Genomic DNA, 21109 nt, shown 5'->3' on the forward strand with positions numbered 1-21109 from the left:
GCTCAGCGCCAGAACCGCGCGCTACCCTGCTCGTGCAGGTCCACGGTGAGCTCCTTCACCTTGGTGGCCGATGTGTCCAACTGGTGCGCGGCAAGAACGGTGCTTACCGCCGCGAATGCCTCACGCAGCCGCCGGGTGTCCTCGCCGCGCAGTTTGGGCAGCACCTTGGCATACACAGAGAGATCCAACGCTTGGCGGGCGGTGAGCTCGCCACCGTCCACACCGGCCTCCACATAGCCCAGTACATCCCCGATGGTGCGCCAGCCAAAGTGCAGCCGCACCGCGCGCAGGGGGGCCATCAGTTCGGCCAGCACTGTCTTTACCAAGGTCAGGTCATCCGGTGCCAACGTGGTGGTGGTCCAACCCGGATACTGTTCCACTTGGATGTCCCAGAACTCGATGACCGTGCTGCGGTCGAGCACTTTGTCGCTCAGGCCGTGGGTGGTCTCATCCATGTTCACGGTGCCGATGATGACCAGGTTGGCGGGGTAGGGCAGGCGGCCGGGTACATCGCCCACCTCATCGCCCAATGCGTGGAGCTCGATGTCATCGCCGGTTTCCATCGCCGACAGCAGCGGCGCCAGATACTGCTCGGGGTGCGACAGGTTCATCTCATCCAGCAGCACAACGTAGGGCCGGTCGGGATCGGCGCTGGCGCGCAGCAGGAACTCCAGAAAGCCAGTGCGCATGTACACATCGGTGTCGATGGGGTTCACATAGCCCAGCAGGCTGCTCGGGTCATGCCAGCCCGGTTGAACCGCCACTACATGCCAGCCCTTCTGGTCGCCAGGTTCCTCATCGGCATGAGCCCACAGCGCCTTGGCGTACCCCATGGCCAACAGGGTCTTGCCGGCACCGCTCAGGCCAGTGAGCACGGCAAAATGACGGCGCGGGTGGCGCCGGTTCCACACGCCGGTGTGCAGCTGGGTAATCAGGCTCGGATCAAATGCCAGGTCCTTGCCAAATGAGGCTTTGATGGCCTGCACCGACGGAAGCTGCGACCACAGGTCATCCACCTCGGTCACTACCGAGGTGCTGGCAGTGTCTGCCGCTTCCTTGGCCCGTGCGGGTAGCTCGCCGGGCTTCCAATGGATACGTGAGGCCCACTCCCGGCCCCGCGGCGTAAGGTGCAGCACTTTGGCTGCATCCAACTCTGCCAGCTCCATGCCTTTGATCCAGTTGATCAGCACGGTAGGGGCGAAATTGCTGGTCCAGCCCGGGTTGACCCGCTGCAGCCGGCTGATGGCCTGTTTCTGCGGCAACGGCGCTTGGTCGAGCGCGTGCAGCAGGTTGTCAAAACCGAGAATCTGGGTAAGCAGCCAGTCCGATACGTCTTCAGCCTCACCAGATTCCAGCAATGCCTCGCCCCGGGGGGTGAGATACAGGTCGTCGCCCGTAGAGCGAAGCGCGCCCCACTCGGCGATGAGCGCGTTGAGGTTGGTGCCCAAGGAGTTGGTTGCCAGCTTTGGGTTAACCGAGCGGATGTGCTCCAGGAAGTCGGCGCGCTTGCAGCCATCTTTTGCGAAAGCCAGCATGGCCACCACGCTGGGCACCGAGCCGTTGATGGCCAGCATGCCGCGCCGCCGGCGCTCGGCTGGAAGAGGGTTGAGCTTCAGCTCGCTGGGTGATTCGCCGGGCACCTCGGTGGCGGCGTCGCTTTTCTCTTGCACAAAATGCACGAATAGCGCCCACGCCAGGGTCATGCGCTCTTCGCGGCTGGTGATCGCCACGCCCGCTTCATCAAAGCGCTGCAACACGCGCTGGTGAAGCTCGGTGCGGTGATCCAGACCCGTGCTCAGCCCCATCGCCTTGCCCAGCGCCCGCAGCTTCTGGTAATGGGCCACCGTGGTGAAGTGCGCCGGCCACAGGGAGGCGAACACGCGATACATCTTCAGCCGGGGGCGTTTGGGGACCAGTGCAAGCACGCTGTCGTCAAGGCGCTCCCATGCGGCGCCAAACCAGGCGATGCGCTCATCCTCGCTGGCGGGGAGCTCGGCCTGCTTGAGGTCCCAGAGCATCTCGGCAATGGCGTTGCTGGCGATCACGGCCGATACGTCGATGTGGCCCTGGCCGGTGGCCGCGATCGTGCGCTCTTCCCACAGCTCCCGCTGAAACGCTGCGCTTACGAACGTATCGTGGTCGGCGGCCTCAACCCGCGCCAGCCACGTGGAGAGCCGCAAGATCCAGCCATCCAGGTGATGCCACTTGCGGTGCTGCTCAAGCGCGGCATGGCAGGCATCGGCCAGCCCGGTATTGCTCATAAGATCGATGGTCACTACGAAATCCCTTTGTTGATGTCGCGATCACTGGCCAAAGCCGATGCGTAACAGGATAGAGGCGCTTCAGGGGCGTATCCACCGTTTGATGCGCGGGCAATAGTGCACTGAATACTGCTGCGGATACGCCATCAACATGGCGGCCAGCACCCCATACCACCATCGTAGCGAGTGGTCATCCGCTACCGTGGGGTGCCACCTTACTCGCCCATTGCGCCGCGCCTCGATCATCTGAACGGCTGACTGTAGAGTGTTGTACCCACTTGGCTCACAGCAAGCACTGCTGCGCAGCTGCCACCTCCGTCAGCAGCCGCAGAGGGTCTTAAGCAGATCATGGGAAACCAACAGCGCGAGCAGGAGATCGGCAATCTGTTGGCTGAAATAGCCCGCCAGCACTACCGACAGCGCCTTGAGCATCAAATCCATCGGCATGGTCAGCCGCCTGCAATACTCAAACTCATGGCAGATGATTCGATGCAGGCGGACGCCATACCGTGCTTCGGCGGCCAGTACGCCCTTCACGCCTGCTACCACCCGCGCTCTGAACTCACGGTAGTCGCCCCACTCCATGGCGTGAACTGGCAGGGTGCCGTCGATCACGTTCCGCCAGGTTTCCTTCTTGCTTGACAGCTCATAACGAACGCGATCGAGGCCCTCCCACTCTCTCAAGAGACTGAGTGAAAGTTCAAACTCATTCTTCCCCATGTTCTCTTCGATGCTCATCGCAATCCTTGTTTAGTTGAACGAACGTGCTACGTCGCTACGCTTTCCGCCATCTGCGCGCCCAGAGGGCAGCCATACCCGGCCACTGCCGCGCGCAGGTCCGCAGCAATTTCCTCACGCAGGTGCGCCGGTGCTTCCACCTGTACATGGCGACCAAACCCCATCAGCCACCAGCGCAGCGATTGATCATCTTCTACCGTGGCGTGCAGCCTTATCTGGTCATCGCCCAGGGGCTGGATTACCTGATCGGCTGACAGCGGCGTGTCGCGCAGATGCTCGGCCGCAGCCGTATGGAAGCGCACCACCAGTGCGATCTGCCCCCGGCCCTGGAACGCGGTGGCCACCGTGGATGCGTACTGCTGAAACTCGAAGCCCTCCGGCGCGTTGGCTGGCTCGTCCAGCACCTGCGTGCGCGAGAGGCGGTGCAGCGCCAGGTGCCGCACATCGGGGTAGTGGCGCAACGTGCAGACCAGGTACTGCGCGGGGCCTCGCACGATCAGCCCGAGTGGGTGCATCACCATTTCCTTGGGCTCATCGGTCCCCTTGCTGCGGTACCAGCCGGTGAGGCGTCGCTGCAGCAGGAGCGCCCGGTGCACATCCACCTGCACGGCCATGGCCACCTCCGGCGCCTTGAGCGCCATGCCCGTCGGCAGAATGGCGGTGCGCCGATGCCATTCGCTCCAGCCGGTGGCGGCAACTTCGCCCCGCGCCATGTCGAACACGGGCATCAGTTCATTCATGGCAGTGGCAGGCAGCAGGCTGCGAAGGTGCGCTTGTGAGAGCAGCAGCGCCACGCTCTGCGAGGTAGACAGGCGGGGCGTGAAGGCAAAATTGGCGTCCTTGCTCCAGCTCCAGCCAAAGGGCTTGTCGCTCTCATCCACGACCAGCTGGAACCGCGAGGACAGATTCTGCAGGTCCCGCTCGATGGTGCGGCTGGTGGTGGTGAAGCCCAACTCAATGAGCGCCTGACGAATCTGTTTGGCGGTGATGCGGCGCGGAGCGCGTGGGATCAGGCGCAGCATCTCCCATTGGCGCATGAGGGTGTCACTGGAACGGTCTTTCATCCGTGCAGCCTTTGGCACTGCTGTCGCCTTGGGGGGCGCTGCAGTGCAGAGAGTGGGAACAGGGGAAGCGGGCCGGCTACCCGACCGCTGTCGGGTAGCCGGAATGCACACTCAGGCAGCCGCCGGCGCAGCTTGCTCCTGCAGCTGGGCCAGCACGCCATCCACGTCGCGCACGGTCTTCTCGGTGGAGAGCACTAGTGCGCCATCCTTGTCCAGGATCGGCGTATCCACCATGAGCTTGATCAACTGTGCGATCTTGACCGCCCGGAAGATCTTCTCGCGCGTCTCCAGCGGGTAGGTGCTGAAGTCCTGGCCATGCGCCGCGATGGCGGCGCGGATGTCCGCAACGCCACGGCGCAGGGGCATGCCGAGCTTGGAGAAGGTCTTGTTGGCCAGTGTGGTGATCACCTGCACGGCGGCCAGGCGCTCGGCGGCCAGTACGGCCTCATCGTAGTGCGTGCGCGCCACTTCTTTGTTGCGCTTGGCGGTGGACAGCGCGGCGTCGGCCTTGGCGCCGACCACCAGGCCGAAGATCGCCAACGCCGGGCCGGCTACCAGTCCGCCCAGCACCATGGTGCCGCCGGCCATGCCAAAGCCACCGGCAGACAGCGCGCCACCACCCAACCATGCCAGGGTGGCATTGGTGGCCGCCGCACCGCTCAGCGTGGAGATGGCGGTGCCGGTGCTGGCGCTGGCCAGCAGGAAGGTGCCGTTGTACGCGCCAAACGCCAGCGCTGCGCCGCTGCCGAGGCCTGCGCCAACGCCCAGGCCGGAATCCATCAACAGCTGGTAGTCGCGGCGCAGCCCATCGAGGGAGACGACGGAGAAATCACCGTCAACCAACTTCTCCAGCTCCGGTGAGCTCACGCTGTCCACGTTCTTCAACTTGCCGAAGGCCTCGACGAAGTCTTTGATGGCACCGTTGAACGAGCGCAATTTGCGCGCGCCGTAGTCCTCCAGCACGGCGTTGGTTTTCTTACGCTGGTCATCCAACAGCTTGGTGCCACGGCTGATCAGCTGGTTGGCATCTGCGTTGGCGACGTTGGCGTCCTTGTGGTCAGACACCGCCTTGCCACCTTTGTACAGGCCGTAAATCGCACTGGCGGCCATGGCCGCGCCGACAAACACTGGAATCATGTTCTGCTCCGTTTACTCAAGGATGATGGCGATGGTGCGGCTGGCTTCGGCATTGATGCTCATGGCGCGCTCCAGCAGGTCGGCATAGGTGTAAGGGTCCACGCCGAATCTATCGGCCAGCCAGCGCAGCTGGGCTTCCTCCACGCTGGAGACTTCGCCGTCGGCCAAGGCCAGCAGCATCAACTCATACAGCATCACTTTCGGTGAGGAGGGCTGCATGGACTCGGTGAGTGTGTCGTCCACCAGGGTGCCAAGCAGGTCGCAGGCCACGCGAGCGCGCTCGTCCGGATCGGCCTGGCGCAGCAGGGGCAACTGCTTGAGGCGCGCGAGCAGGTCTTTGGTTACGCCATCGGCGCGGTATACCTTCCCGCACTCGCGTGCGAAGTTGTCGAAGATGGCGCGCTCGTGCTCGGATTCGGCCAGGCTCACATTGCTCAGGTCGGTATCACCGGTGAGCTCGTCGTGGGCTTTGCCATCCCACAGCAGGGTGTTGTCGCTAACGCTCATGAGGCGAGCAACCTTGAGGAAGGTCGCCTGCTCGGCGTCGGGCAGCAAGTACAGGAACATCGTCTCTCCGGAGGGTCAAGATGAGGCGCTGAATCAGCAACGGCGGCCAGCGCGCGCAGGGATTGGCCGCCTGAATAAAGCTCTGGTACGGCTAGAGCCGAAGCGGTTGATCGCTGGCCATGAACATCTCGAACTCGCCCATGCAGCCAAATTCCAGCGTGGCACCGAGCAGCGTGGCGTAGCTGTTGATCGCCGTGGCGAAGGCATCCACCTCCAGTGCAGCCGCGCTGGCATCCAGTGCAAGGAGCAGGTCGGTTGTGGCTGCGCGCATAGCAGGCAGTTCGGCCACCATGAACATCGCCAGTGCCTCACGCTGCCGCTGGATTTCTTCACGGGCGGCTTGATGCAGCTCGATGGCCTGGTCCAGTGCTTCCTTGGCCAGGGCGGCGTTCTTGCCGGCCAGCATCGCTTCGCGATAGAACATCGAGGACAACGTGCAGCCGATCATGCCGCCGATGGCAGCGCCCAGCACGGGAATGGGAATGGCCACTTGGCCCAGTGCGGCCATCATGCCCGACGCCAGCATGCCAGCGCCTTTCTCGCCGATCTCCTCCATGAACTGCAGGCCGTCTATCTCGCTGTTGGCGTAGCGCTTGATGCTCACCCCCATCGTGATGCACACGTTGACCACCATCGCCGGGGCAGCGGTGCGCGATAGCGTCTGCAGGCCCTGGCTGCTGGATTGCTGCATCACCGAGGTGAGCGTGGCGCCCGCTGCTGTGGAGGCATAGCCCAGCCCAGCGGCCTTGGCGGTGCCGATGGCCACCGCACCTACGGCTGCCTTCATCTGCTGGCGCTCGGTGGCCACCAGGAAGGCATTGGTGGCCAGGCTGATGGCGGCACCGACCATGGCGCCGCCTTTGGCGCCCTCCATGCCGGCACGGTGGGTGGTATGGGCGATGTCACGCAGCGTGGCGATACGGGGGTGGGTGCGATAGAAGAGCGCATCCTCGCTGGTCAGGCCGGCATCCTTTAGGTTACCGGCCAGTTGATCGTAGTTGTCGGCATGCTCGCGCAGGCGAGCGGCCACCTCCGGCTTGCCCAGTGCATCCACCGCATCGGCGTTGGCGCGCAGCTTGGCCGCTTCCGAGCGGCAGGTGGCCTCTGCGCCGGCCATCTGCTCGGAGGGCAGCTCCAGCTTGATGCCACGGTAGCGGGCAAACTCGCCATCGGGCTTGGCAATCTTGTTCAGCAGCGCGTCGCAGTTCTTGGCAGCGACAAACTTCATCTGCCCCTCGCTGCCCATGACCACTTGACCATCAAGCACCTGTAGCCGGTCAACGACGGGGTGGTTGCGCTTGTACTCGGGGTGATCATCGCTACGCACGGTGCGTACCGGCGAGCCGTTGATGATCGCCTCGGCATTATCGCGGCTGGTGGCGGCCACTTCAGCGGCATAGCCGGCCTGGCTGGCCAGCACCTTGGCGGCATGATCGGCCGGCACGCTGTAACCGGCGATGGTCTTCAGGCCCAGGGCAAACGTCTCGCCGGTGACGGCATCACGGCCGGTGTAGCCTTTGATGTACTCGGCACCGGCAGCGCCATAGCGCTGAACCACTTCGAGGGTAGATGCCGCCACGGCGGCGTCTACTGCTTCCCTGGTAACAGGCGCTGCGGCCTGATCCTTTGCATTTTGTTCCATGTGCCGTGTCCTCCGTGGAGCGTGGCGTGTAGCGGGAGTTCCATCTTCATCGTGCATAGCGACAGTGGATGTCGCAGCGCGCCGTACGCCCTGACATCGGCAGGGCGGGCCATATCTTTAGGGTCACTATTGTCGAGGCAATCGATATGGGCGCCATGCGACATGGTTTGTCGGAGCACGCATCAGGATCAACGGCGAAGGATCAATTCTGGGCACGGACGCTCGACTCTCTCGACACGCTGGAAGGACGATCATGTTCAAAATTATTGGCGCAGTGGTGGTGTACGGATTCGCCGTGTATGGACTTGGGCAGTGGATGGCGGACAAGGCGGCCGTTGAGGACGGTCGGCTCTGAGTTGGCCTGTGTACTTGTGCAGAAGCGTTATTTGCCCAGCCGGCCGCAGCCGGCTGGGCCCCCCTCACCGCGTATGACACACCGGCGAGCAGGTGGCGCAGCCATCGCTGTTGGCATGGAAGCGCTTGGCTTCCCGCACGGCGGACTGGCAGGTGGTGTGCTCGCCCAGTGCCGTCTTGGAAATGACAGCGCTCAACCAGCGGCAATCCTGGCGGTGCACTTCATGTTCGCCCGTGCGCTGGGCGTGGTTGTTGACATAGCACTGAGCCATCTATGGCCTCTTTGCATCCGCGCGATGTTGCGCGCTATCGACTATCCGCATTTGGGCCAGAATGTGTTGCGACGCGTGTCAATGCCCGCGCATGGCAGCGAATAGGAATTTGATGAAAAGCAGGGAAGTGGGAGATGTGTCCCGCGAGGATTGCGCACGGAAAGCGAGTCGCCAGAAAATCGCAACGTCGATTGGCCCACCCCCAAGCGGAATGGCACGTGCAGAGCCGGGAATGCTGGCGCTCAGTGCAGTAGGAAGACTCTCATTTTGTTCAAATAATGAAGCATGTCTCGTAAATGAGTACACATGGCAAGGAGAAACATGGATGACCGCTGCTAGCCTTTCAGCACATCAATAAAAGCCAAGGATATGGCGTGGGACGCACCGTAATAGTTGTGGGCGATCGCACCAGCAGCGGCGGCACCGTACTCACCGGTTCGCCCTTCACCGACATCAACGGCATGGCCATCGCCCGCATAGGCGACAAAGCCTTCTGCCCCAAACACAACGGCCCATTTCCCATCATCACGGGTGACACCACGTTTCTCGTGGATGGCCAGCCCTTGGCGTGTGAGGGTGACTACATCGCCTGCGGTTGCCAGTTGGTGGCGGTGAAGCAGAGCACGGTAACTGTGGAGTCGGGCGGTAGTGCGGCGCCCAGTGCCCGCAGTACCGCGGGCGCTGCAGCGGTGCCGCCCGCGGGTGGGTTTGTCGCGGCGGGTACCAAGGCCATGCCAGCGCAACGCGCGCCGGTCAAGCAGGACATCCTGCTGCACTACCACTACGGCGACCTCGACCGCACCCCGGTGCGCGGTGTGGCCTACCAGGTGATGCTGCCCGACGACAGCATCCGCACCGGCCACCTGGACGACGAGGGCCGCGCGCGTATACCCGAGGTCACCGTGGGCCCGGTACAGATGGTGCAGGTGCTGTTCCAGCCTGACGAGCCCGACGAAGACAACGCCCCCATCCTGGCCGCACGCGCGCGGCTGAAGGCGGCCCTGGACGCCATCGTAGTGCAGACCCGCACTGACATGGCGCCGGAATGGCAGCAGTGGGACCAGGCCGGCAACGCCATACGCTGGGGCCTGCAGCGCGGCAACCAGGCGCTGGGCATGGGGCAGGGCACGTGGGACTACGTGGCCGGCACCGTGGAAACAGCGGTGGACATGGCCGTGCTCATGTACAAGGCCGACCGCGAGCTCAAAGAGTGGACCCGCCTGCTGCTCACCGGCGACCGCGACGGCCTGGACCGCAAGATCGCCGCCCTGCGCGCCACCGGCGGCAAGGTCATGGACGCCGCCAGTGAGGCCAAGGAGCTGTTCAATCTGCTGATCGAGGACCCCGGCATCACCGAGATGCTGCCGTCCTTCGGCGTGGCCTGGTGGGAGGCGGTACCGCCCGACGAGCAGGAACGTATCGAGGCCCGCTTCAGCTCACAGATCATGGTGGACGTGGTGGTGTCCATCCTGCTGGCCGCCGTCACCGTGGAATTGGGCGGCGCCGGCGGCTTTGGCTATGCTGCGGCCAAGGCGGGCAACACGGCCGCCGGCGTGGGCAAGAAGCTGCTGCACCTGATGGAAGAGGTGGAGGACGCGTTCAAGGGCCTGGCCAAGGTGCTGAAGACGCGCAAGCGACGTCAGGCCGATGGCAACCGCACGCCGGATGGTGGCAGGAAGATCGAGACCAAGCGGTTGCCGAAGCGGATGCCGCGGAAGAAGTTGCCTTGTTTTAGCCCGCAAAAGCTACCTGCCTCGAAGTACCCGGAGATGGACCGGCAGTTGAAGGGTCAGGAGCAGGGACTGAACGATATGAGCGTTGAGGAGTACCTTGAAGCCCGGAAGGCATTCGATCCGAAGAACCGAGACCGAACCGTCTCGGTGGATGCCCGTGCTGAGTACAGGGCCAGTATCTATGACAAGCAGTACCGGCTGCTACGCAGGCAGCGCGTGTCTCCATCTGAAGCTCGTGAAGCAGCGGAGAAGCACGCCGATGACACAATGAAGGTGATGAACGCACTGCATAATCCTGATCTGGTTGCAGGTGGCACGGATAGGATTGATGACTTCGGAGACGGAGAGGTGAACCAGACAATTGGCCGTCAGTGGAAGCTCAAGAAGAAGGGAGAAACCGCTCGCATTGAAGAGTTGGACGCGGCGGCTGCCAAGCTTCCTGCAAGCGAGCGCGGAATGACCAAGATGAATGGCGGATTGGAGCGCTGCAGATGATTAGCATGCTGGATGACGATTTCGAGTACTTCTATCAACGTGCCGGCTTCGGTCCGTGCTTGGATGCGGTGAGCCCCAGTCAACATCAGATTGAAAGCTACCGGCGAAAGCTCCCCTCAAAGCTGCTTTCCTACTGGGATACCTACGGGTTCGCAGGGTATGGACAAGGACTGTTTTGGATGACTGATCCCGATGAGTACGCGGAAGTACTCAACGCCTGGATCTATGGCACCAGGTTCTACCGGCAGGACGAGTATTCCGTGGTGGGACGAACGGCGTTCGGAAGGCTGATGGTCTGGGGGAAGCGAACTGGATTCAGCCTTAACATTCATTGCCCACTTGGCATGATCTTTCCACACGAAGACTCGATTGAAATGAGTGACGAGGAAGCGGACTTTCAGGTCGAAACCTGGTTGAGTGGTATGCAAAAGAGCATGCTCGATCTACCGGACGTAGATGAGCGGCCGCTGTTCGAGCGGTGCTTGAGTCTTCTGGGTCCACTGGGGCGCGAAGAAATGTATGGCTTCGTTCCCGCGTTGGCTATGGGAGGATCCAAGCGATTGGATCGGTTGCAGAGAGTCAATGCAGTTGAACATTTGATGTTCCTGGCGCAGCTGACTGAGCCAACGGTAATGCTGGATATCAACAAGGAGGCGGGGCGCCTTGGGCTTTGAAGCCGTTTCTGACGTAGGTAAGACCCTAAAGGTCACCCGATTTTGGATCCGAAGCCCGAACACTCACCAACGCCTTCCTGAGCTCGAAGCCATGCAAGATGAAGACGAAGATTTCGAAGGCAAGTACTGGTACGGCAAAGTCGACTACACCCTGCGCCGTAGCCGCTGGGAACGGGAGCGCGGCGCACCTGAGGAAGAAGGCTTGGTCGCCTTCCTCGCGTCGGGTTGCTCGATCGAGGACAGTACCGAACGACTCTACTATGAGCTGCTGGCGAGGCATCTGGACATGGCTCCCGACGGCGAATACCAACTGGGCGCGCCCGCCGAAGCCGCCGCGGCCATAGGCCCGGAGCTGGCAGCATGCATGTTGCGATTGTGCGAAGCCGAACCCATTGCCTTTGGCCCATTCCCCTTCGACTAATTGCCGCCCCCAAGCACCCACCCCCACACCCTGCTACCATTCCCCGGCATTCCAGCCAGCCAGCCCACGCACACATGCGGGACCGGCCGTCACACGTACGGCCCAGCGAGCCAGGACACCCTCCCGTGCCCATTCAAGGACGCTCGCATGTACCCTCGTTCCCTTCTCCGTTCGGCCGCGCTGGCCCTCGCCGTCACCCTGTCCCTTGGCACCCCCTCGGCATTCGCCGTGGGCAAGGCCACCCCGGCTGCCGAAACCGCAGCCGCCGTGCTGCGCAAGCCCGTTGCCCAGGGCCTGTATGAGCTGGCCTACAGCCCCACGGTAGACGTGGTGTACGTGGCCTCGTCCGGTGGCTTCGGCGATGCCGCTGGCCCGGCGCAGCTGTTGCTGCTGGACCCCAACACCCTCGACCTTGAAGCGCAGATCCCGCTGGAGCGTAAAGCCTTCGGCCTGGTGCTGGACGACGCCAACCACCGCCTGTACATCGGCAACACCGTGGACACCTCGGTCACCGTGGTGGATACCAACACCCACAAGGTGGTGGGCATCGTGCAGCTGATGGAAAAGAAGGTGGGCAAGGACGGCAAGGCCGCCTACACCCATGACCTGCGCGAGCTGGTGGTCGATGGCGCGGCCAACCGCCTGTATGTCACCGGCCACTCCAGCGACGGCAGCGTGCTGTTCGTGGTGGACACGCAGTCGCTGAAGGTGCTCAACACTATTCCGGGCCTGGGCAACGCCAAGGCACCGGGCCTGGCGCTGGATGCCAAGGGCAAGCGCGTGTACACCTCCAACCTGCTGGCCGAAGTGGTCACCGTGGGCACCGACAGCGGCAAGGTGGAGCAGCGCTTCAAGGTGAGCGCCGAGCAGCCGATGAACATCGCGCTGGAGCCGTCGGGCAAGCGCCTGTACGTCACCGACCAGGGCTCGGAGATGATCCGCAAGTACCAGGCCAGCAGCTCGGGCTTCACCTCCACCCACCCGGGCCAGCGCGTACTGGTGCTGGATCGCACCACCGGCAAGGAACTGGCCAGCATCCCCACCGACGCGGGTCCGCTGGGCATCCTGCTGGATGCCAAGCGCAAGCGCCTGTACGTAACCAATCGTGAGGCGGGCACAGTGACGTCGTACAACAGCGATACGTACAAGCCGCTCAGGACCTACTCGGTGCCCACGCACCCGAACAGCCTGGCGCTGGATGCGAAGAAGAACGTGCTGTACGTGACCGTCAAGAACGGCGACAACGAGGCCAAGGGTAGCCGCGAGTCGGTGGCGCGGATTCAGCTGGACTGATGCGGTGATGCCGTGCCCATCCGCAGGCGCGGGTGGGCACGGTTTTGGCGAGGATGGGTCCGCAAGTAGATACTGACCTTGCTCCAAGCAGAAACCCAATAAGCTTCGTAAAGCATGGGCGTCATTCGCGCGAGTTAACTTATAGCTGAATTTCTACCGAATGATGCCGCTAGATCAGATAAGCGAAAGGGAGTTTTGACCAAGATGGACCTTGATGCATGGAAGACGATCTTCACCGGTGCCACCGTCCTGGTGAGCCTTGTACTGGCCGCTTGGAGTATTCGTAAAGACATTCATGCACGAAAGGGACTGCTCAGGGACGACTTCCGTTTTGCGTTGGAGCTTCACAAGGCCAAGCGGGAGACTGCGTTCACGCCTATGCTCTCAGAGCGCGGGTACTGGGCTCTCATCGGTCGAACGGACATCCCGTATCGCGAAATTGAACATCTGGCATCGTTTTCCGAGCCGGCTCTCGCATTGAAATTCTATCCGGCTGCCCGAAAGCGACTGCATTTCGACGCTGCGCGGAAGGGGCTTGCGCTTCAGTTCAAAGGCTGGAGCAGGCACAAAATCTGGCGCAAGTTCGTTTCGATCGCCAGTTGGCTGGGCTACATCGTATTCTACGTGGCGGCAACGTCTCCGCTGCTTTTTCACGCCGCGAAGGAGCTCACCGGAAGTCAGATGTTCTCACTCGTGGCACTGACTATTCCCACGTTTCTCCCGCTTTCGATACTGTCTCTCCGTTCGGGAGTCAGCGTGACTCGCGCAGAACGCTTGATTGAGCTACAGGAAAGAACGCGCGTACTTCACTTGGAAGATGCCGCGACGGACGAATCAGTCGACCCCGCTGGCAGTTGCTTGCCCATTCGGCTCGACGTCGCTGCGCCCGTTGAGTCTGTTAGGGTCTCCATTCAATCCGTTCTCGGTGTCGCTGCGGTAGCGGCGTTGACGTTGCTGTATTTGCGCCCTCGTAGGTAGTCGAGATCGCATGCGGGGCATGTGAGAAAGAGCCCCGCGTCGGTCAGGCCTTCAGGCATGAGGCCTGTATGGTGATGGAAGTCGCGCTTGTCCCTGCGCTCCGCGCCCCTGAAATCACAGCGTCGTTGCGACACCTAGGTGCGGCCGCAATGACAATGCTCCGTTGCGCGATAATCAACGGTCGCGTCCATCGTAGACGCACCGCTACCGAGATCACGGATGTCCCCACCTTCCCCGCGCACCCTCACCGCGATGCCCGCCGAACTCCGCTCCCGTTTGCAGGCCGACCTCACCCGCCAACGCGCCGCCGGCAATCTGTGGCTGTTGATTGCCGTCTGCCTGGCCGTTGCGATCACCGCCTACTTCGGTTGGCTGGGTCTGCACCGCGCGCATGCTGCGCCCACCTGGGTGCCGATGATTCTGGCAGCGGTGATGGGGTTGGCGGGCATCGTCGCGGCGGCGCTGGTGCGGCAGCGTCGCCTGGTGTGGTTGCGCGAGGCACTGGCATCTTCCGAGGTGGCGGTGATGGAGGGTGCGCTGCAGTCCGCCGAGATCCTGCCGCAGCAGGCACGCTTCGCGCGGGCGCCACGCAGCTACGTGCTGGGCGACTACCGCCACGTGGTGCTGGAGGAATCGCCAAGCACCGACGCGCTCTCCGGCTTCGTACCGCAGCATGTCGTAGGCCCCGCACCGGGCACGCCGCTGCGCCTGGTATGGAGCGCGGCGCATCCCGGTCACCTGCTCCAGGTGGACTACCCCGGCATGACGGCGGTGGCCGATGCGCCCGCAGCGATGAATGCGCAGGATTGGCGCGACCTCCGCGCGCGCCCGATGGCGGCGCTGCGCGCAGCAGCATGGCTGGGCGCGGCCATGGTGGCCGGACTGGCCGCCATGGCGCTCCTGCTGCCAACCGTGAGCCGCGGTTTCAGCGTGTGGCTGTGGGTCGGTCTGCTGGTGCTCACAGTGTGGCTGTTGGGCACGTGGGTGCCTGCCCTCCGCATGTGGCTGCAGCGCGACACGGTGCGCCGCCACACGATTGCCGGGCCGGTGCAGGAGGTGATGCAGGCGCGTCGCAATGACGGCCGCCAGGGCGTGGAGCACGCACTGTTCGCGCGGCTGGGCGGGGAGTGGCATCTGCTGCAGACCGCCGGCAGTGCCAGCGGGCTGCAGGCAACCGTGGCGCCGGGTATGCCGCTCAGTGTCTCCTACGCGGTGCTTGGCGCGCGCCGCGTGCAACTGCGGCATTCCGCCTCCGCAGACTGAGGGACCCATCAACGGCCGTGCGCGGCAGCTTGGTTGGCCGCCGCGCACGTCACTGTCACTTGCGCACGTAGTACGCGCGTGCCTCGCCATGCACCACGCTCAACGCGTTGACCTTGCCCCACGCATCGCGGTGGAACTCGATCTGCAGTCCGTCGATATCCGGTGACACGAAGCGGTTGGGGGCAAGCGGCAGTACGTGCCCGTCCTGCGGCCGCCCGGCAACGCCCACGCGCACCTGTCCGTCGGCCACCTTCACCTGCAATGCCGGAATGTCGAAGATGTCGGCCAGGGCGCGGCGGTGTGCCATGGGCACGCTGCGGTCCTGCTCGAACACGCCGGCGTAGTCGGCATAGGCGGGTGCGCGCAGGTCCAGCGCGATAGGGCGGACGGGCGGGTTCACACCACGGCCCAGTGCGTCGGACAGGGCATTGCGGATCTCGGTGGTGAGCTCGGCGCCGTTCTCGCCATTGGTGAGGATGACCAGGCCGTCGCCGCTGTCCAGATAGCCTTCGATCCAGGCGCGGTAGCTGTCGTTGGAGCCGCCGTGGTGGAAGATGCGGGTGGCGCCGCTGCCGTCCAGGCGCGGGCCCAGGCCATGCCAGCTCGGCGATACCTTGGTCATCATGTCGATGGCGATCGGCTGCGGCAGGAAGCCGCCTGGCGCGCGATAGCTGTTGGTCAGCGCCGCCACCAAGGCGGCCAGGTCATTGGCGCTGGTCCACAGGCCTGACGCGCCGGCTTCGGGGAACGTCTGCCAGCCGCGCGGCAGGGCGGTGGGGGCGCCGTCGCCGTCGTGGGCCTTGGCGATGTTGTCGAGGGTGTCCGGCGGGGTGGTGAAGCGGCTGCGCTGCATGTGCAGCGGTGCGAACACCTGCGTGCGGGCCAGTGCGTCCAGCGGCTGGCCGCTGGCATCTTCAAGCACCTGCTGTTCCACCATCACCCCGCCGCCGGAATAGTCGCCGCGCTCGCCGGGGGCGTGGATCAGGCGCACCGGTGTGTTCTTCGCCGGGGCGATGCCGTCCAGCGTTTGCAGCAGCGTGGGCAGTGGTTCGCCCGGCAGGTAGTCGGCAAAGCCGTGCACGCCCAGCCCGGCGGTGTGCGACATCAGCATGCGCAGGCTCACCTGCGGGGTCGGGGTGGTGGGCGTCGCCGGTATCTTCCAGCTGCGCAGGTAGCGGCTGATGTCCTGGTCCAGCGCGAGGCTGCCATCGGCTACGAGCCGCAGCGTGGTGGCCGCGGTGATGACCTTGCTGACCGAGCCCACCGAGAACAACGTGTCCGCGTTCACGGCATCGCGGCTACCGGCCTGGCGCAGGCCGTAGCCGGCGCTGTGCACCAGCTTGCCATCACGCAGCACCGCAATGGCGACACCGGGCACGTGGTAGTGAGCCATGCGCGCCTGCAGCGACCAGCGCGGCAGCGGGTCGCTGGCGGGCACCACGCTGGGGCGCAGGCCGGCGGTCAGTGCGCCGTCGATGGCGGTGTCGTGGCGGTCGGCGGCGAAGGCGGGCAGGGCCAGCAGCAGTGAAAGCGTGGTGGCCAGCGCGCCGCGCAGCAGGATATGGCGGTGCGGCAGGACGGTGGCGGCAGGGGAAGCGCGACGGATCGAAACCATGCGGAACCTCGGGGTGGGGTGTGCGGGCAGGAAAACCGGTGCGGCGTTGCCAAACGCAGGCCGCAGCCGGCCGGTGATGGCCGGGCGGCCACCACGTGGGGGTGCTGTTGCAGGGACGGGTTACGCGCGGTGTGCGCGTGGGCTCAGCGGCGGCCGGTGACGGCGCCGCGCTGGATCAGGTAGTCGCGCACGCGGCTGTTGCGCGCCTGGTTCAATGGCGAGCGCCACTGCCCGGCGTCGGCCACCACGCCCAGGTTGACGTCGGCACCGTGGTTGACCAGGTAAGCCACGGTGTCCACGTCGCCGGAGCGGGCGGCGTTGATCAGCGGGGTCTCGTCGTAGGCGACGATGCGGTTGACGTCGGCGCCGGCGTCTACCAGCCGTTCCACCACGGGCAGGTGGCCGCGGCGGGCGGCGGCGATCAGCGGGTTGCCGTCGCCACGCGAGGCCAGGTCCGGCGCGGCACCCAGGGCGAGCAGCGCGTCTACCGTGGCCAGGTGCCCGTGGCGCGCGGCGGCGATGAGCGCGGTGCCGTCACCGGGGAGTTGGGTATCCACCGCGACGCCGGCCTGCACCAGCTGCCGGACCTGGGGGAGGTCGCCGTCTGCGGCGGCGTCGAGCAGGCGCTCGGCCTGTGCCGATGCGGTGCGTATGGCGGTGTCGCTGTTGGGCGCCACCATGGTTGGCGTGCCCAGGCGCGGGGTGGCCGCGACGGTGACGCCCACGTGGGTGGCCAGCGCGGCCAGGCACAGTGCGCTCCACCGCACCCGGGTACGCCAGCTCACCTGCCCACGCTGCAACTGCAGCAGCCCGTCCACGCGCTGCGTCAGCCCACTGCGGCTACCCGACATGCCCACGGCCAAGGCGGCGCGCTGCGGGCGTTGCTGCACCATGCCGGCGATACCGCGCAGCAGCGAATCTGCGTAGTCGCGGCCACTGCTGGAGCGGTGTGCGGCGCGGGCATCGCAGGCCATTTCGCGGGCCAGCTCCAGCCGGTTGCCCAGCATGCGCAGGCACGGGCTCCACCAATACACCGCAAGCAGAGTGCGCTGCAGGGCGGTTACCCAGAGATCACGGCGCTGCACGTGCGCGGCTTCATGCAGCAACAGGTCGCGCAGCGCCGGGGGCGACAGCGTGCGGGCCAGATGCGGTGGGACCAGGATGCGCGGCGCGAACAGGCCCACCACCATCGGGCCGGCCACTGCATCGGAAAGTGCGACGCAGCTGCCGCGCGGCAGTGCCGGGCCGAGCAGGGCGTCCAGTGCGGGGGCAGTACGCGCGGCACGGTGCAGCCGGCGGGCCTGCCAGATGCCCTGCGCCAGGCGCAGCAGTCCCCACAGCGTGCCGAGCAGCCAGATCATCGCCAATGCCTGCAGCGCGGTGGATACGTAAGCGGACAGTGTTGCAGTGGGTGACGCTGGCGCGGCCGGCACAGCCGAGGCCGGTAGTGGGGTCGACTGTGCTGCAGTGGGCAGGGCCACCGCAGCCTCAGCTACGGTGACCGCTTCGCGGGGCAGCAGCACCAGCAGCGGCGACACCGCAGCCAGTGCGAAGGCCCCGCACAGCAGCCACGAGCGTGCCTCGGCGCTGAGGCGCGCGCGCTGCACTACCAGCAGCACCAGGGCCAGCAACAGCGCGGCATGCCACAGGTGCTGCACGGCCACGGTCAGCAGGGTGTGGGTGGCGGATGCGCTCATGACGATTTCCCCGGGGTGGCCGCGTCGTCAACACGCTTCTGCAGGGCGGCCAGTTCGTCGGCGTCCATGTTGTGTTCGTCGATGAGGTGCTGGGCCAGCACGCTGGGCGAGTCGTTGAAGAACGACTTGAGCAGGTTTTCCAGGGCCTGGCGGCGGGCCTCGCTGCGGCTGATGGCGGCGCTGTAGATGAACGCGCGGCCTTCGCTGCGGTAGGTCACCAAGCCTTTCTTTTCCAGCACTTTGAACATGGTCAGCACGGTGGTGTAGGCCACCGGCTTCTTCTTCGACAGCGCGTCGGTTACCTCGCGCACGGAGGCTTCCTTGGTCTTCCATAGCACTTCCAGGATGCGGCGCTCGGAGTCGGTCAGGGTGGGCGAGCTGGGGCGGGCCATGGGCTGTCTACTGGTTTTTTAGTTGATGATCGGATCGTGCGCCCGCCGCGCTTGGCATGTCAACTATGTAATTAGTAATGGGGCACCTCATGCGCCATGCGTGGATGCCTGATGGCGCATGACGGCGGGTCGGCTGGGCGGGTTCGAAACGCGCGCGCTCAGGCGCTGGCTACGCACGTTGTCTTGCTGCTCGTGCAGGCCGTGCTACGGACGGCCGGAGATGCGGCGCACCCCTGCGAACGCGGCGCGGCGGGGCAACATTGGCATGCCCCGGCTGGCGCGGTACTGCGCAATGCCCTGCGCAGCGCGGCGCGCGAGGCGGGGTGTGCGCCCACGCCGTGCAGCAGCAACGTGCGGGCCAGACCGCCGCAGGCAACGCGTGGCAGGGCCAGCACGGCGGGGGCGGTGGCGCGGGGATAAAGCGGGCGAAGGTCCATCTGTCCCGGTCTCTTTGGGGTGGTACGTGCTGCAGCATGCGGCGTGCCTGTCTCATCGATTGAGACAGGCACTGCCGCTACCCCGGCCCACACGTTGGAAGGTCAGTGGCCCCGCTGCTTGGCGGCGCTCAGCGCCTGGTCCGCGCGCAGGAACACGGCGGTGGTGGATTCGCCGCGATCGGTGGACGCCGCGCCCAGCAGCAAGGGCGTGCCGAGTCGTTGCAGGGTGTCATCCGCGACCGCCTCAAAGGCGGCGACGGTGTCCGGGGCATGGGCGCTGCCCAGCACTGCGATGAACTCGCCGCTGCCGGTGACCCGGTTGAGGCTGTCGCCGCGGTCCAGCTGCAGGCACTGCTCCAGCGCGACGTCCAGTTGCTGCAGGTGGCGGTCCAGCGTGCGCTCCCCCAGCTGCTGTGCCAGCGTGGCCAGATCCTGCAGTTCCAGGATCACCACGGTGTAGGCGCTGGCCGGGTCGGGCGACGTTTCCTCCGCTGGCACGGCGTGGTCGAGGATGGCGGCCACCTGTTGGTCGCGTTCGCGGCTGCGGCTTTCCATCAGGGTCATGGTCAGCCGGGCCAGCGCCTGCAACGCATCGCGCTGCACGGCATTGAGTTCGCGCGGGGTGACGTCCACCACGCACACGCTGCCCACCGCCGCGCCCTGTTCGGTGACCAGGGGCATGCCGGCGTAGAAACGTGCGCCGATGTCGTTCAGGACGGGGTTGTCGGCGAAGCGCGCGTCCTGCGCCAGGTCGCCGATTTCCATCAACCGGTCGGGCTGGCGGATGGCGTGGTCGCATACGGCCACATTGCGCTCGGTCTGCATCCCGTCCAGCCCGGTGCGCGCCTTGAACCACTGGCGGTCACGGTCGATCAGGGTGACCAGCGCCATCGGTGTTCCGCATACGGCGGCCGCCACCTTGACGATGTCGTCGTAGGCCGGCTCGGGCAGGCTGCCCACGATATGCAGGGCGTCCAGGGCGCGTTGGCGGTCGGCTTCGGTGGCGGGCGCAGGCGAGGGTGGGGTCATGCACTGTCCTGATGGCGTCGTCGATATCGCAAGCGTAGAGCACGTCGGTGCGTGGAAGGGTTAACCCGGGGTGGATGCCCCGCGCTGCGGTTGATGCCCGATTCATCCCCTACCTGCCGCACGGTGCGCCCGGCTGTGCAGGCGGCGTAGAGAGTGCGGCGGATTTTTTCACAGGCCGTGCGGTGCCGCCTGCCTAGCATCGGCACTCTCTTTCCGCCCACACACGGAGTTTCCATGACTGCTTCCCGCGTTCGCCTGCACGTTGAAGATACCGGCGGTACCGGCCGCCCGGTGGTGTTGATCCACGGCTGGCCGCTGTCTGCCGAATCCTGGAAGGCGCAGGTGCCGGTGCTGAAGGACGCCGGCTACCGCGTGGTGGCCTACGACCGCCGTGGCTTCGGGCGCTCGGACAAGCCGTCCGATAGCTACGAGTACGACACGCTGGCCGACGATCTGGCCGGGGTGATCAACGACCTCGGCCTGCAGGATGTCACGCTGGTGGGCTTCTCGATGGGCGGCGGCGAAGTGGCGCGCTACATCGCCCGCCATGGCGAGCAGCGCTTGCACAGCGTGGTGTTCGCCTCGGCCGTGCCGCCCTACATGCTCAAGACCGATGACAACCCCGAAGGTCCGTTGACCCAGGCCAAGGCCGATGAGATGAAGCAGGGTCTGGAACGCGATCGCGATACGTTCTTCGACGGCTTCACCAAGGACTTCTTCAGCGCCAACGGGGAGCTCAAGGTCAGCGAGAAAGAGCGCCAGGAGGCCATCGCCTTGTGCAAGCAGTCCGACCAGACCGCCGCGCTGGGCTGCATGAAGGCCTTCGGCACCACCGACTTCCGCGAGGACCTGAAGAAGGTCACCGTGCCCACCTTGGTGCTGCACGGCGACAGCGATGGCACGGTGCCGTACGAGGGTTCAGGCAAGCGTACCCACGCGGCCATTGCCGGCAGCGAGGCGGTGGTGTTGAAGGACGCCCCGCACGGCTGCAACGCCAGCCACGCCGAACAGTTCAACGCGGCGTTGGTCGCGTTCCTGGCCAAGTAA

At 65.1% G+C, this 21109-nt stretch carries 18 protein-coding genes; 7 read left to right on the plus strand and 11 right to left on the minus strand.

Annotation, left to right across the window (positions count from 1 at the left end):
- Nucleotides 1-2 precede the first annotated feature (2 nt).
- From GQ674_RS00560 to GQ674_RS00590, 7 genes are all read right to left on the minus strand, one after another.
- Complete coding sequence (locus tag GQ674_RS00560; protein ID WP_159495575.1) at nt 3-2276, minus strand: restriction endonuclease; 2274 nt, start codon at nt 2274-2276, stop codon at nt 3-5.
- A 303-nt stretch (nt 2277-2579) separates the two neighbouring features.
- Nucleotides 2580-2999, minus strand: a complete 420-nt coding sequence (locus GQ674_RS00565; RefSeq protein ID WP_159495576.1) for a hypothetical protein — start codon at nt 2997-2999, stop codon at nt 2580-2582.
- Between the two features lie 29 nt (nt 3000-3028).
- Nucleotides 3029-4063, minus strand: coding sequence for a WYL domain-containing protein (locus GQ674_RS00570; RefSeq protein ID WP_159495577.1), 1035 nt, complete (start codon nt 4061-4063; stop codon nt 3029-3031).
- A gap of 111 nt (nt 4064-4174) precedes the next feature.
- Complete coding sequence (locus GQ674_RS00575; RefSeq protein WP_051598908.1) at nt 4175-5200, minus strand: hypothetical protein; 1026 nt, start codon at nt 5198-5200, stop codon at nt 4175-4177.
- A 12-nt stretch (nt 5201-5212) separates the two neighbouring features.
- Entirely contained in the window at nt 5213-5767 is a 555-nt protein-coding gene (locus GQ674_RS00580; RefSeq protein WP_038690813.1) for a hypothetical protein, read from the minus strand.
- Nucleotides 5768-5858: 91 nt separating this feature from the next.
- Nucleotides 5859-7346, minus strand: a complete 1488-nt coding sequence (locus GQ674_RS00585) for a hypothetical protein (protein WP_201290199.1) — start codon at nt 7344-7346, stop codon at nt 5859-5861.
- 482 nt (nt 7347-7828) lie between these two features.
- Nucleotides 7829-8035 (minus strand): hypothetical protein, encoded by a 207-nt coding sequence (locus tag GQ674_RS00590; RefSeq protein WP_137191207.1) that lies wholly within the window; start codon nt 8033-8035, stop codon nt 7829-7831.
- Nucleotides 8036-8409: 374 nt separating this feature from the next.
- Here GQ674_RS00590 and GQ674_RS00595 point away from each other — a divergent pair, with 374 nt between their 5' ends.
- From GQ674_RS00595 to GQ674_RS00620, 6 genes are all read left to right on the plus strand, one after another.
- Nucleotides 8410-10263: a PAAR domain-containing protein gene (locus GQ674_RS00595; protein WP_159495579.1), complete on the plus strand. Its 1854-nt coding sequence runs from the start codon at nt 8410-8412 to the stop codon at nt 10261-10263.
- Complete coding sequence (locus tag GQ674_RS00600; protein WP_159495580.1) at nt 10260-10937, plus strand: GAD-like domain-containing protein; 678 nt, start codon at nt 10260-10262, stop codon at nt 10935-10937. The genes GQ674_RS00595 and GQ674_RS00600 overlap by 4 nt, the downstream gene beginning before the upstream one ends.
- Nucleotides 10927-11358: a hypothetical protein gene (locus GQ674_RS00605; RefSeq protein WP_159495581.1), complete on the plus strand. Its 432-nt coding sequence runs from the start codon at nt 10927-10929 to the stop codon at nt 11356-11358. Before GQ674_RS00600 ends, GQ674_RS00605 begins: the two co-directional genes overlap by 11 nt.
- 147 nt (nt 11359-11505) lie before the next feature.
- A complete protein-coding gene (locus GQ674_RS00610; RefSeq protein WP_159495582.1) occupies nt 11506-12651 on the plus strand; it encodes a YncE family protein in 1146 nt (381 codons plus the stop codon).
- 204 nt (nt 12652-12855) lie between these two features.
- Nucleotides 12856-13629: a hypothetical protein gene (locus GQ674_RS00615; RefSeq protein ID WP_159495583.1), complete on the plus strand. Its 774-nt coding sequence runs from the start codon at nt 12856-12858 to the stop codon at nt 13627-13629.
- A gap of 219 nt (nt 13630-13848) precedes the next feature.
- The gene (locus GQ674_RS00620; RefSeq protein ID WP_159495584.1) at nt 13849-14892 is read left to right on the plus strand and encodes a hypothetical protein; all 1044 of its coding nucleotides are present in this window, start codon (nt 13849-13851) and stop codon (nt 14890-14892) included.
- Between the two features lie 55 nt (nt 14893-14947).
- On the opposite strand, the gene GQ674_RS00625 is transcribed toward GQ674_RS00620, so the two are convergent.
- From GQ674_RS00625 to GQ674_RS00640, 4 genes are all read right to left on the minus strand, one after another.
- On the minus strand, nt 14948-16507 hold the full coding sequence (locus GQ674_RS00625) for a serine hydrolase domain-containing protein (protein WP_159495585.1): 1560 nt from the start codon (nt 16505-16507) through the stop codon (nt 14948-14950).
- Between the two features lie 143 nt (nt 16508-16650).
- Nucleotides 16651-18204, minus strand: a complete 1554-nt coding sequence (locus tag GQ674_RS00630; RefSeq protein WP_159495586.1) for a M56 family metallopeptidase — start codon at nt 18202-18204, stop codon at nt 16651-16653.
- Nucleotides 18201-18596 carry a BlaI/MecI/CopY family transcriptional regulator gene (locus GQ674_RS00635; RefSeq protein ID WP_159495587.1) on the minus strand — a complete coding sequence of 132 codons (396 nt, stop codon included), beginning with the start codon at nt 18594-18596 and terminating at the stop codon, nt 18201-18203. The genes GQ674_RS00630 and GQ674_RS00635 overlap by 4 nt, the downstream gene beginning before the upstream one ends.
- 539 nt (nt 18597-19135) lie before the next feature.
- Nucleotides 19136-20062 carry a GAF domain-containing protein gene (locus GQ674_RS00640; RefSeq protein WP_159495588.1) on the minus strand — a complete coding sequence of 309 codons (927 nt, stop codon included), beginning with the start codon at nt 20060-20062 and terminating at the stop codon, nt 19136-19138.
- Nucleotides 20063-20296: 234 nt separating this feature from the next.
- Here GQ674_RS00640 and GQ674_RS00645 point away from each other — a divergent pair, with 234 nt between their 5' ends.
- Nucleotides 20297-21109 (plus strand): alpha/beta hydrolase, encoded by an 813-nt coding sequence (locus tag GQ674_RS00645; RefSeq protein ID WP_159495589.1) that lies wholly within the window; start codon nt 20297-20299, stop codon nt 21107-21109.

This window comes from Stenotrophomonas sp. 364, assembly GCF_009832905.1.
Taxonomy (GTDB): Bacteria; Pseudomonadota; Gammaproteobacteria; order Xanthomonadales; family Xanthomonadaceae; genus Stenotrophomonas; species Stenotrophomonas maltophilia_AP.

Coding starts and splice junctions, on each gene's coding strand:
- GQ674_RS00565 (WP_159495576.1), bottom strand. CDS start 2,999: ATGAGCATCGAAGAGAACATGGGGAAGAATGAGTTTGAACTTTCACTC.
- GQ674_RS00570 (WP_159495577.1), bottom strand. CDS start 4,063: ATGAAAGACCGTTCCAGTGACACCCTCATGCGCCAATGGGAGATGCTG.
- GQ674_RS00575 (WP_051598908.1), bottom strand. CDS start 5,200: ATGATTCCAGTGTTTGTCGGCGCGGCCATGGCCGCCAGTGCGATTTAC.
- GQ674_RS00580 (WP_038690813.1), bottom strand. CDS start 5,767: ATGTTCCTGTACTTGCTGCCCGACGCCGAGCAGGCGACCTTCCTCAAG.
- GQ674_RS00590 (WP_137191207.1), bottom strand. CDS start 8,035: ATGGCTCAGTGCTATGTCAACAACCACGCCCAGCGCACGGGCGAACAT.
- GQ674_RS00600 (WP_159495580.1), top strand. CDS start 10,260: ATGATTAGCATGCTGGATGACGATTTCGAGTACTTCTATCAACGTGCC.
- GQ674_RS00610 (WP_159495582.1), top strand. CDS start 11,506: ATGTACCCTCGTTCCCTTCTCCGTTCGGCCGCGCTGGCCCTCGCCGTC.
- GQ674_RS00615 (WP_159495583.1), top strand. CDS start 12,856: ATGGACCTTGATGCATGGAAGACGATCTTCACCGGTGCCACCGTCCTG.
- GQ674_RS00620 (WP_159495584.1), top strand. CDS start 13,849: ATGTCCCCACCTTCCCCGCGCACCCTCACCGCGATGCCCGCCGAACTC.
- GQ674_RS00625 (WP_159495585.1), bottom strand. CDS start 16,507: ATGGTTTCGATCCGTCGCGCTTCCCCTGCCGCCACCGTCCTGCCGCAC.
- GQ674_RS00630 (WP_159495586.1), bottom strand. CDS start 18,204: ATGAGCGCATCCGCCACCCACACCCTGCTGACCGTGGCCGTGCAGCAC.
- GQ674_RS00635 (WP_159495587.1), bottom strand. CDS start 18,596: ATGGCCCGCCCCAGCTCGCCCACCCTGACCGACTCCGAGCGCCGCATC.
- GQ674_RS00640 (WP_159495588.1), bottom strand. CDS start 20,062: ATGACCCCACCCTCGCCTGCGCCCGCCACCGAAGCCGACCGCCAACGC.
- GQ674_RS00645 (WP_159495589.1), top strand. CDS start 20,297: ATGACTGCTTCCCGCGTTCGCCTGCACGTTGAAGATACCGGCGGTACC.